Below are 11,822 nucleotides of genomic sequence, written 5' to 3' on the forward strand. Positions count from 1 at the left end.
GACGTTAGCCGAGGAGGGTCAGCCCAGGTCGAAGACGTTCCGCAGGCCGAGACGGTAGCGCCACCGGTCGTGCCGTTTGGCGGGCTCCAGCTCCGGCGCCCGGTACATCGGACGGACCGTGCAGCGCGGGGCGTCGGAACCGTCACGGTCCAGCAGGGAGTTGACGGCCGCGCGCGCCGAGGCGTTGGCCCCTTCCATCGTCGCGAGGTCGATGTCGACGGCGACGTAGTCCCCGCTGAGGAAGAAGTTCGGGATGCGGGTGCCCGCGCTCGGCCGGTCGTACAGGGTGCCGACCGGGTGGATCAGCAGCTCGTCCTGGTTGGTGGGGTGCGGGGTGCCGAGCCCGTCCACGCCCGGGTCCAGGAACCACGAGTGCAGCGCGGAGTCGGTCAGCACGGTCCGCCCGGTGTCGTTGAGCGAGGCCTTCAGCTGGGCCCACACCTCGCGCGCCACCTCCTCGCGCGTGCACTGCTTGGCCGTCTTCCCGTACAGGATCCCCGGCTTGTCCCACTCGGAGATGTCCACCGACAGGCAGTCGACCGCCGTCCCGTCGCCGTAGTCGGCCGGGAAGTCGCGGGACGGCCAGTGCTCGGCCTGCTGGATCGCCGTCAACGACCAGGGCGAGTCGATGCAGTTGAGATGGCCGTGCACCAGCTCGGCCCGTTCGGTCAGATAGAACTGGATGCCGGTCATCCAGTCCGTCTGCAGCTTGTCGCAGCGCCCCAGCATCGGATCGGCCGCCCGCAGCGCCGCGCTCCAGGTACGGCGGGCATGCTCGACGGGCAGTGCGCTCACGTAGTGGTCGGCGGTGACGGTCCGCGCGGCGCCGTCCGGGCCCTCGACGGCGACCCCGCTCACCCGGCCGCCCGCGTACCGCACCTCCCGCACGGTCCAGCCGATCCTGAACTCCACGCCGAGGGAGCGCAGATGGGCCTCCCAGGGGTCGATCCAGGCCTCGTTGGTCGGCAGGTTGAGGATCCGGTCGGGCGGGCCGTCCGCCCCGCGCCCCAGCAGGTTGAGGACGAAGGCCTCGCCGAGGGTGCCGACCGTACGGGTGGAGGCCTCCTCGGCCTTGGTCGCCACGATGTTGCGGGTGATGCCGACGGCGAGGATGCGCCGGTACTCGTTCGACATCCGCTCGGCGCGCACGAACTCCCACCACGGCGTCCGCTCCCAGACCTCCTCGCGCCTCTCGTCGCAGCTGGTGAGGAAGACCAGCACGCGGTCGACGAAGTACGCCGTCTCGTGCGCCGGGAGCCGGACCAGAGTCTGCAGGATGCCGGCGAGGGCGCGCCGGATCTCCTCGGGCGTCAGCTCGGCGGGGGAGTGCCCGGGCCAGGGGATGGGTCCGCGCAGGTCCTCGCGCCCGGCCGCCCGGGCGAACATCATCTCGCGCGGGGCCACGAGGTTGTCCCACACTCCGTGCGCGTTCCCGGGGAAGGGGATGCGCCGCATGGTGTCGGGCAGGTTGTGGTAAATGCCGGGGATGAAGCGGAAGCCGTGCTCGGCGGGCAGCGGACGGCGCCCGCCGCGGGCGCTGCCGGGTACGTCCATGCTGCGCGCCTTGCCGCCGAGGGCCCGGCGCTCGTACACGGTCACGGCGTAGCCGCGCTCGGCCAGTTCGTGGGCCGCGGTCAGGCCCGCCACCCCGCCGCCGAGCACCGCGACACGCCGTCCGGCAGGCGGTGGTCCGGCCGCGGCCGCAGCCGCTGCCGACGCCGCCCCGGGCCCGGCCAGGACCGCCCCGGCGGCGGCCGCCGCGCCCGCGCCGGCGATGAACGTACGCCTGGAACTTCCTGTGCCCGCCATGACGGATGCCCCCTCGTTACCGCTGGTAACAGTGCGTTCGGCGCAGGAGCATATGGGGGGTGCGAGGGACCTGGAAGGTGTAGAAGCACCCGAGCGCACTATGGCGGGAAAGGATTGGTCAGGTGTGCACTGTGGGAACCTTGACTACACGTCACGGGGAAAAGGAGCCGGTGCATGCCGAGTGAGCCGCTGTCACAGAAGGAGATCGAGGACCGGTTGCGGGAACTCCCCGGCTGGGCCTTCGAGGACGACCGGATCTTCCGCACCTACCGGCTGGGCACGCACTTCGCCGCGAGCGCCCTCGTCGTCCATATCGCCACGGTCCAGGAGGAGTTGAACCACCACTCCGACCTGACCCTCGGCTACAACACGGTCCGGCTCTCCGTGAACAGCCATGATGCCGGCGGCGTGGTGACGGAGTCCGACTTCGCCCTCGCCGAACGCGTCGAGGCCCTCGCCCCGACCCACGGCGCGAGCTGATGACCACGCACATACCGTCCGTGAGATCCCTGCTCGACTACGACGCCGAGGCCGAGGCCTACGACACCACCCGCGGCGGCATCCCGCGCGCCGAGGCGGCCGCCGCCGCCGTCCTCGAACTGCTCCCCGCGGACGCGCACACCCTCCTCGACATCGGCTGCGGCACCGGCATCGTCACCAGCCGGATCAGCCGCCCCGCCCTGCGCGTCCTGGGCGCGGACGCCTCCCCCGGCATGGCCGCGGTGGCGGTGCGGCGCGGCGTCCCGGTGACCCTCGCCGACGCGGCCCGGCTGCCGGTCCGGTCGCAATCCCTGGACGCGGTCAGCGCGGTGTGGCTGCTGCACCTGCTGCGCGAGCCGGGACTGGTGCCCGCGGTGATCGCCGAGGCCGCCCGGGTGCTGCGGCCCGGCGGGGTGTTCCTCGCCACCGTGGACAAGGACTCGGCGCACGACGTCGGCAGCGACATCGACGCCGTCTTCGCCGCGCACCTGACCCCGACCCCCTCGGACGCCTCCGGGGAGGTCGAGGCCTATGCGGCCCGGGCGGGCCTGCTGGCGGTCGGCGAGGCCCGGTTCACCGGCCACGGCCAGGGCCGCACGCCGCGCGGCTCCGCCGAGTCCCTGCTCGCGGGCCGCTACGCCTCCCGGATCGTCCCGCGCGGCATCACCGCGCGGGAGCTGGCGGCCCGGCTGGAACTGCTGCCGGACCAGGACGTCCCCCGCGCGGAGCCGACGTACCGCATACGGAGCTTCGTACGCGTCTGACCGGCGCGAAGGCCCGACCGGACCCCGGCCCGGACCCGGGCCCGGCTCCTGACCCGGCCCCTGCCCCTGCCCCGGATTTCCGTCACACGTCGAACTCGGCCGGGTCCGGCCCGATCCGGCGGCCCGCCGCGCCCGCACCCAGGGCGTCCAGCGCCGCCATGTCCGCGGCCGCCAGCTCGAAGCCGAACACGTCCAGGTTCTCCCGGATGCGCGCGGGGGTCACCGACTTCGGGATCACGATGTTCCCGTGCTGCAGGTGCCAGCGCAGCACCACCTGCGCGGCGCTGCGGCCGTACGCGGCGGCGATCGCGGCCACGGCCGGGAGCGTCAGCAGCTCCTTGCCCTGGCCCAGCGGGGACCAGGCCTCGGTGGCGATGCCGCGCCCGGCGTGTACGGCGCGCAGCTCGGCCTGCGGGAAGAGCGGGTGCAGCTCGACCTGGTTCACGGCCGGGACCAGCTCGCTCTCGGCGGCGATCCGGTCCAGGTCGGCCGGGCGGAAGTTCGACACGCCGACCGCCTTGGCGCGGCCGCTCGCCGCGATCTCCTCGAAGGTCTTCCAGATGGCGACGAAATCGTCGCGCATCGGCCGCGGCCAGTGGATCAGGTACAGGTCGACGTGGTCGAGGCGGAGCTTGGCGAGGGAGTCGTCGAAGGCGCGCAGCACCTGGTCCCGGCCCCACTTCTGCTTCCGGCCGTTCCACAGCTTGGTGGTGACGAACAGCTCCTCGCGGGCCAGCCCGGAAGCGGCGACGGCCTTGCCGGTGCCCGCCTCGTTGCCGTAGACGGCGGCCGTGTCGATGCTGCGGTAACCGGCCTCCAGGGCGGTCCCGACGGCGCGCTCAGCCTCCGCGTCCGGCACCTGCCAGACGCCGTAGCCGAGCTGGGGCATGAGCGTGCCGTTGTTGAGCTTGATGGCGGGGACCTGGTTCACGTCTGGTCGTTCCCTCACGTCGGGGCGTCGGTACGTCGGTGCGGCGGCGGTGGAGCGTCGCACAAGGGGCGATAACCGGCCCCTCGTGCGACGTATTCCCGCCATTCTTCCGTGCGGGCCCTCATGCGGTGCCGAGGTACGCCTCCCGCACCAGCGGGTTCGCCCGTACCTCGGCCGCGGTGCCCTCGGCCAGCACCGTCCCGAGGTCCAGTACGACGACCCGCGCGCACAGCTCCATCACGAAGGCCACGTTGTGCTCGACGAGCAGCACCGCGCAGCCCTCCCGCTCCGCCAGCCGCCGCACGACCTCCGCGAGCCGGGCGCGCTCGGGCGCGGACATGCCCGACGCCGGCTCGTCCAGCAGCAGCACCCTCGGCGGATCGGCCACCGCACGGGCCAGTTCGACCATCCGGGCCTGCCCGACGGGCAGCCCGCCGGCGTACGAGGCCCCGAGCGCGCCGATCCCGCAGTCGGCCAGCACCCGCTCGCCGCGGGCCCGGCGCTCGCGCTCCCGGGCCCGCCGGGCCGGCAGGGCGAGGAGATCGGCGGCCGGCCCGCCCCCGCCGCCCCGCCACTCCTGTGCCACCAGGACGTTGTCGGCCACGCTCAGCTGTCCGAACAACTGCTGCCGCTGGAAGGTCCGGCGGATCCCGTGCCGGGCCCGCCAGACGGGGGAGCGGCGGGTGACGTCCGCCCCGTCCAGCAGCATCCGCCCCTGGTCGGGGCGGCGGATCCCGGACAGCACATCGAACAGGGTCGTCTTCCCGGCGCCGTTCGGCCCGATCAGCCCGCACACCTCGCCCGCGCGGACCCCGAGGTCCACCCCGGTCAGCGCCCGGACACCGCCGAAGCGCACTCCGACCCCGAGGGCCTCCAGCACGTACCCGCCCTCGCTCATGTCGCCATCCCCAGGTAGGCCTCGGTGAGCCGGTCCGCCTCCACCTCGGCCCGGGGGCCGCACCAGGAGACCCGGCCCTGGGAGAGGTAGGCCACGGTGTCGGCGATCCCGAGGATCCCGGCCGCCTTCTCCTCCACCAGGAGCAGCGCCGTCCCGGCGTCGCGGAGCTCGGTGAGCAGTGCGTACACCTCCTCCACCACGCGCGGGGCGAGCCCGAGCGAGGGTTCGTCGGCGATCAGCACCGCGGGCGGCCGCTGGAGCAGCGGAGCCAGGGCCAGCATCTGCTGCTCCCCGCCCGAGAGCGCTCCGGCGGGGATCCCGCGCCGCTCGGCGAGCCGCGGGAAGCGTGCGTAGACGGCGGCGCGGGCGGCGGCGTCCTCCAGGTACAGGGCCAGGTTCTCCTCGATGGTGAGCGCGGGGAAGATCCCGCGTCCTTCGGGGGCGAGCAGCACCCCGGCCCGCGACCGGCGCACGGCCCCGTCCCGGGTCGCGTCCCGCCCGGCCACGTACACCGCCCCGGCCCCGACCGGCAGCAGCCCGGCGGCGACCCGGCAGGCGGTGCTCTTCCCGGCCCCGTTCGGCCCCAGCACGGCGAGGATCTCGCCCGCGCGGACGGTGAGGTCGACCCCGTGCAGCACGAGCCCCCCGTCGTACCCGGCGGTTACCTCGCGCAGCTCCAGGGCGACATCAGCCCCGCCGGCGATTGAGGCGCGGAGGTCCGGGGGCGGAGCCCCCGAGGGGTCCGGGGCGGAGCCCCGGGAGGCGGGGGCGGCGGCGCGCCGCCGCGCCAGCCGCACCGGCACCGCCGCGCAGTACCCGTCCGGGTCATTGGCCAGGGCCAGTCCGGCCAGGCCGAACAGGATCACCGGCAGATGCGCCGACTCCGTCACGTAGTCCGCCAGCACCCGCGGAGCAGCGGCGAACACCAGCCCCGCCACCGCCGCGTACTGCGGCCTGCGCACACCCGCCGCCACCACCACCGCCAGCCACACCAGCCCGGTCATCGCGGTGAAGTCCGTCGCCGTGATCCGGGTGTTGTACGAGGCGTACAGCACGCCCCCGAACCCGGCCAGTCCCGCCGACAGGGTGAACAGCAGCAGTTTCGTGCGCAGTACGGAGACCCCCGAGGCGACGGCCGCCGCCGGGGCCGACCGGACCGCCAGCATCGCCCGCCCCGACGGGGAGTGGCGCAGCGCGGTCAGCCCGGCCGCCACCAGCGCGACCAGGACCACCAGGGCCACCCCCAGCGCCCGGTCGTCGGAGAGGTCCACCGGTCCGAAGACCGGCCGCGGGATCGACCATCCGGCATCGCCGTTGCGCAGCCACCGCAGCTGGAACAGCACCTGATCGGCCAGGAAGGCCAGCGCCAGCGTGGCCAGGGCCAGGGACCTGCCCCCCAGCCGCAGCGCCGGCAGTGCGACGAGCGCCCCCAGCAGGGCCGCCGCGCACGTGCCCACGGCCAGCGCGGCCACGAAGGGCCAGCCCCGGCTCATGAGCAGCCCGGCCACGAGCGCGGCGCCGGTCACGAAGGTGCCCTGCGCCAGCGACACCATCGCCCCGAGCCCGGTCACCACCGTGAAGGACATGAACACGAGCGCGATGGCCAGCCCCTGCGCCAGCAGGCCGCTCCAGAAGGGGGTGGTCACGGTGTAGAGCGCCACGCACAGCGCTGCCGCACCCGCCGCCCACACCCCCCACCGCCGCCCCCACGAGGCCCCGGCCAGATGGTCGACCGGCGGCGCGTCCACGGCCGCGACCCCAGCCGTCCGCGCCCTACGGGTCAGCACCAGCAGCCCGCCGAACAGGATCAGGAAGGGCACGGCCGTCCGGAAGCCGGTGACGGACTCGGCGAAGGCCGCGTACCCGGCCACCAGGTTCTGCAGCACCCCGAGCCCGAGTCCGCCCGCGAAGGCGAGCGGCACGGAAGCGAACCGTCCGATGACCGCCGCCGTGGCCGACACGAACAGGAACAGGGTGAAGTCGTGTGCCGACAGTCCCAGCAGCGGGGTCGCCAGCACACCCGCGAGGCCCGCCAGGCCCGACGCGATCATCCAGGCCACCGACGACAGCCGGTCGGCGCTGATGCCTCGCAGCTCGGTCAGCGAGCGGTTGTCGACGGCGGCCCGCAGCCGCAGCCCCAGCCGCGTGTGCCGCATCAGCACCCACAGGGCCACCGCGACCAGCGCCGTCACCACCCAGGTGATCAGCTGGTCGGAGTCGATGCCGACGCCGTCCGCGAGCTGCCAGGACCTCGCGGGGCTGGGCCCCACTCCCGGCAGCCCGAACTGGTTCTCCGCCGGCTTGACCGGCGCGCCCGCCTCCGCCAGCAGTTCCACCAGCCACAGCCCGGCGGCCGGCAGGGCCACCAGCAGCCCGATGGTGGCCACGATCTGCGCGGTCTCGCCGACCCGGGCGAGCCGCCGGAACATCAGCCGGTCCAGCCCCCAGCCGAGACCGGGGGCCAGGACGAAGACCACCAGCAGGGCGGCCGGGACGGCGGGCCAGCCCAGCCCCGAGTGCAGCTCGTAGAAGGTGAGCGCGCACAGGTAGGCGGTGGCCCCGTGCGCGAAGTTGAACAGTCCGGACGCCGAGTACGACAGCACCAGCCCGGTGGCGAGCAGTGCGTACAGGGCGCCGGAGACCAGACCGCTCAGGACGAAGACGAGCAGATCCCCCATGCCGCGGCCCTACTTGAAGGGGATGGGTTCGTAGCACTTGAACGGTACGGAGACCTCGTACGCGCCGTTCTTCAGCTGTACGAGCGCCCCGCAGCCGAAGCTGTCCTTCTGCCCCTTGGGCTCCGCGCGGTCGCCGACGAGCGTGCCGGTGTCGGAGAAGCCCTGCGCGGCGGCCTGGAAGGACTCGACGGTCAGGTTCTTGCCGGCCTTCTGCGCGATGGAGAGGAAGAGGTCGGCCGACATGTACCCGGTGAGAGTGTGCATGCTCAGCGGGACGTCCTGCCCGCCCGCGGCCGCCTTCACGTCGGCCTTGAACTGCGCCATCTTCGGGTCGGTCGACTCGAAGGGCTGGAACTGCAGCAGCACGTGCACCCCGTCGAGGGCCTGCTTGGTGGCGTCCTTGGCGAGCAGCCCGGGGTCGTAGTCGGTCGGGTCGGAGAGCAGTCCTTGGTAGCCGCTGCGCTTGAGGGCGGTGAACAGTCCGATGTTGTTCGGGGTCTGCATGACGGAGACGACGGCGTCCGGGGCCTTGCCGTCGTCGGCGGCGAGGATCTCCTTCACGTACGCGGACCAGTCGCTCGGCACGGCGGTGGCGGGCACGGAGGCCTTGGCGTAGGAGACCTTGAACCCGGCGCTGGTGAAGCCCTGCTGGAAGGTCCGGATGCCGAACTTGCCGGCGTCGCTGTCGTTGGCGATGATCGCGACCGATTTGCCCTGGGCCCCGCCGAGGATCCGGCCGATGCCCTCGGGCCAGGTCTGGTTGAGGGTGCCGCCGGGGGTGGGGACCAGGCAGCCGTTGAAGCCGTAGATGTGCTTGGGTCCGCAGAAGGCGGGCAGGGTGCCCCAGCCGAAGGTGGGGACCTTCTCCTGCTCCAGGAAGTCCGCGCCGGAGAACGTCACCGAGCTCATGGGGGAGACGGCGAAGACCTTGTCCTGCTGGACGAGTTTGCGGGCGGCCGCCAGGTTCTTGGCGGGGTCCTGGCCGTCGTCCTCCGCGCCGAGGTAGTCGATCTTGCGTCCGTTGATCCCGCCCTCGGCGTTGGCCCGGAGGTAACGGGCCTTGGCGCCGAGGTCGGTGTCCTTCTTGCTGTAGCCGCTGGCGCTGGTCATCGACACGATCCCGCCGACCTTGATCGAGTCGTCGCTCACTCCCCGGGAGTTGCCCGCCGTGTCGCCGGGTTTGCCGGGGGAGGTTCCGTTGGTGGAGGCGGAGTTGCAGGCGGAGACGAGCGCGAGGGCCACCGCCGCGGCGGCCAGGGTGCGGATCGGTCGCAACATGTCGGGGATCCCCTCCGGTTGGAATCCCCGCATTCTGTGCGCGACCTGACGGATCGTCAATATTGTCGACGAGTGGAAATGACGATCCGTCAGTTAGGGTCGCGCGCACCCGGCGGACCGCCCGGACCTGCGCCGCGCAGGCCCCGGCCGGGCCCGGCTCAGGAGGAGTACAGGGCCGCGACCTCCTTCGCGTACGCCTTCTCGATCGCCCGGCGCTTGAGCTTCAGCGAGGGGGTCAGCAGCCCCCGCTCCTCCGTGAACTGCTCGCCCAGCACCCGGAAGGTGCGGATCGCCTCCGCCTGCGAGACCAGGGTGTTCGCGGCCACCACGGCCCGGCGCACCTCCGCCGTCAGCTCGGGGTCACCCACCAGCTCCTTCGCCGGCAGCTGCGGCCGCCCGCGCATCGACAGCCAGTGCGCTATCCCGTCCATGTCCAGGGTGAGCAGCGCCGCGATGTACGGCCGGTCGTTGCCCACCAGCACGCACTGCGACACCAGCGGATGCGAACGCACCCGCTCCTCCAGCGCGGCGGGCGCGACGCTCTTGCCGTTGGAGGTCACCAGGATGTCCTTCTTGCGCCCGGTGATGGTCAGGTACCCGTCCGCGTCCAGCCGGCCCAGGTCCCCGGTGGCCAGCCAGCCGCCGCGCAGGACCGCCTCGGTGGCCCGGGGGTCGTTGAGGTACCCGGAGAAGATGTGGCTGCCGTGCAGCCAGACCTCCCCGTCGTCCGCGATGTGCACCGTACTGCCCGGGATCGGCCGCCCCACCGTGCCGTACTTGGTCGCACCGGGCGGGTTCGCGGTGGCCGCCGCGCACGACTCGGTCAGCCCGTACCCCTCGAACACCGTGATCCCGGCCCCGTCGAGGAACAGCCCCAGGCGGCGCGACATCGCCGACCCGCCCGACATGGCGTGCCGCACCCGGCCGCCCATCGCCTCGCGGACCTTCCCGTAGACGAGCCGGTCGAAGAGCTGGTGCTCCATGCGCAGCGCGGCCGACGGCCCCGGCCCGGTGCCGAAGGCCTTGCGCTCGCGCGCCTCCGCGTACCGCACGGCCGTCTCCACCGCCCGGTCGAAGGGGCCCGTACGTCCCTCCGCCTCCGCCTTGCGGCGGGCGCCCGCGAAGACCTTCTCGAAGACGTGCGGGACGCCCAGCACGAAGGTCGGTCGGAAGGCGGCGAGGTCCGGCAGCAACTCGGCGGCCGCCAGGACCGGTTGGTGGCCCAGCTTCACCCGCGCCCGGACGGCGGCCACCTCCACCATCCGCCCGAAGACGTGCGCCAGCGGCAGGAAGAGCAGGGTGGACGGCTCCTCGCCCTGCCGGGCCTGGAATACCGACTCCCAGCGGCTGACCAGGGTGTCGGTCTCGTACATGAAGTTGGCGTGCGTGAGGACGCACCCCTTCGGCCGGCCCGTCGTCCCGGAGGTGTAGATGACGGTGGCGGTCGCGTCGGGTGTCACGGCGCCCCGGTGGCGGTGCACGACGTCCTCGGCGACCCCGCGGCCGTCGGCGACCAGTCCCTCCACGGCCCCGGCGTCGAGCTGCCACAGCCGGCGCAGGCGGGGGAGCCGGTCGATGACCGATCCCACCGTCATGGCCTGGTTCTCGTCCTCGACCACGCAGGCCGTGCAGTCGGAGTCGAAGAGGATCCAGTGCACCTGATCGGCGGAGGACGTCGGATACACCGGCACGGGCTGGGCGCCGATCGCCCACAGGGCGAAGTCGAAGATCGTCCACTCGTACCGGGTGCGGGACATGACGGCGACCCGGTCCCCGAAGCGCACCCCCTGGGCCAGCAGGCCCCGGGCGAGCGCGAGCACCTCGGCGGCCAGCTCCCGGGACGTCACGTCCCGCCAGACCCCGTCGGTCTTCCGGCCGAGAACCACCCGGTCCGGCTCCTCGCGGGCGTACTGGAAGACGATGTCGGCCAGGCCGCCGACGGGTGCGCCCGTGACGACGGGTGGGACGGTGATCTCGCGCAAGGCCCCGCTCCTCTCCGCGCGCCGCGGTGAACGTACCTCATGGTCAACAGGGGGTGACCGGCCTTCGGATACCTCCACAAGACCTCCCCAGTGATCACGCCGTTCACGCCGTTGACGTGCGACTGAGCCGGTCCGCGCCGGAGAGCACGGCCGCGGCCAGTGCCTCGGCCGCGGCCGGCGGACGCGACCCGCGGAGCAGCGCGAACTCCACCGGACCGAGCTCCGGCAGCCCGCCGACCCGCACCAGCCCGGGCGGGATCAGCCCCCGGGCGTGCGCCATCACACCGAGGCCGGCCCGGGCCGCCGCGATCAGGCCGCTCAGGCTGCCGCTGGTGCACGCGATCCGCCACGCCCGCCCCTCGCCCTCCAGCACCTCCAGCGCCCGGGCGCGGGTGATGCCCGGCGGCGGGAAGACGATCAGCGGCACAGGGCGCTCCGGGTCCACCCGCAGCCCCTCCGCGCCGATCCACACCATCCGGTCCCGCCACACGAGCCGGCCCCGCTCGTCCCCCGGCCCCCGCCGTTTCGCCAGCACCAGGTCGAGACGGCCCGCGTCCAGCCGCTCGTGCAGCGTTCCCGAGAGCTCCACCGACAGCTCCAGATCCACCTCGGGGTGCTCGTGCCGGAACCCTTCGAGGATCTCCGGAAGGCGCGTCAGCACGAAGTCCTCCGAGGCTCCGAACCGCAGCCGCCCGCGCAGCCGCGTCCCCGCGAAGAACGCCGCCGCCCGCTCGTTCGCCTCCAGGATCGTCCGCGCGAAGCCGAGCAGCGCCTCGCCGTCCTCCGTCAGCCCCACGCTGTGCGTGTCCCGGACGAACAGCGGCCGCCCCGTCGCCTCCTCCAGCCGCCGCACGTGCTGGCTGACCGTGGACTGCCCCACGCCGAGCCGCCCCGCGGCCTGCGTGAAGCTGAGCGTCTGGGCCACCGTGAGGAAGGTCCGCAACTGGACAGGGTCGTACATACCGCCACGTTAGCCGCTCATCATGGTTCGCGATGGCAGTG

General features: G+C 73.3%; 9 protein-coding genes. 2 read left to right on the forward strand and 7 right to left on the reverse strand.

Features of this window, described 5'->3' with window-relative positions; translation table 11 throughout:
• Window positions 1-18: 18 nt before the first annotated feature.
• Window positions 19-1,809: a hydroxysqualene dehydroxylase gene (locus tag JYK04_RS33775; protein WP_189740943.1), complete on the reverse strand. Its 1,791-nt coding sequence runs from the start codon at window positions 1,807-1,809 to the stop codon at window positions 19-21.
• Window positions 1,810-1,983: 174 nt separating this feature from the next.
• Here JYK04_RS33775 and JYK04_RS33780 point away from each other — a divergent pair, with 174 nt between their 5' ends.
• Window positions 1,984-2,289: a 4a-hydroxytetrahydrobiopterin dehydratase gene (locus tag JYK04_RS33780; protein ID WP_189740946.1), complete on the forward strand. Its 306-nt coding sequence runs from the start codon at window positions 1,984-1,986 to the stop codon at window positions 2,287-2,289.
• On the forward strand, window positions 2,289-3,053 hold the full coding sequence (locus JYK04_RS33785) for a class I SAM-dependent methyltransferase (protein ID WP_229875866.1): 765 nt from the start codon (window positions 2,289-2,291) through the stop codon (window positions 3,051-3,053). Before JYK04_RS33780 ends, JYK04_RS33785 begins: the two co-directional genes overlap by 1 nt.
• Window positions 3,054-3,135: 82 nt before the next feature.
• Here JYK04_RS33785 and JYK04_RS33790 read toward each other — a convergent pair whose 3' ends face one another.
• From JYK04_RS33790 to JYK04_RS33815, 6 genes are all read right to left on the reverse strand, one after another.
• A complete protein-coding gene (locus tag JYK04_RS33790; protein WP_189740949.1) occupies window positions 3,136-3,984 on the reverse strand; it encodes an aldo/keto reductase in 849 nt (282 codons plus the stop codon).
• Between the two features lie 121 nt (window positions 3,985-4,105).
• A complete protein-coding gene (locus tag JYK04_RS33795) occupies window positions 4,106-4,882 on the reverse strand; it encodes an ABC transporter ATP-binding protein (protein ID WP_189740952.1) in 777 nt (258 codons plus the stop codon).
• Window positions 4,879-7,560 carry an ABC transporter permease subunit gene (locus JYK04_RS33800; protein WP_189740956.1) on the reverse strand — a complete coding sequence of 894 codons (2,682 nt, stop codon included), beginning with the start codon at window positions 7,558-7,560 and terminating at the stop codon, window positions 4,879-4,881. Before JYK04_RS33800 ends, JYK04_RS33795 begins: the two co-directional genes overlap by 4 nt.
• Before the next feature lie 9 nt (window positions 7,561-7,569).
• A complete protein-coding gene (locus JYK04_RS33805; protein ID WP_189740958.1) occupies window positions 7,570-8,838 on the reverse strand; it encodes an ABC transporter substrate-binding protein in 1,269 nt (422 codons plus the stop codon).
• Window positions 8,839-8,996: 158 nt separating this feature from the next.
• Window positions 8,997-10,820, reverse strand: a complete 1,824-nt coding sequence (locus tag JYK04_RS33810) for an AMP-dependent synthetase/ligase (protein ID WP_189740960.1) — start codon at window positions 10,818-10,820, stop codon at window positions 8,997-8,999.
• Between the two features lie 103 nt (window positions 10,821-10,923).
• Entirely contained in the window at window positions 10,924-11,781 is an 858-nt protein-coding gene (locus JYK04_RS33815) for a LysR substrate-binding domain-containing protein (protein WP_189740964.1), read from the reverse strand.
• Window positions 11,782-11,822 lie beyond the last annotated feature (41 nt).

Origin of the sequence: Streptomyces nojiriensis (assembly GCF_017639205.1) — a bacterium.
Lineage (GTDB): Bacteria > Actinomycetota > Actinomycetes > Streptomycetales > Streptomycetaceae > Streptomyces > Streptomyces nojiriensis.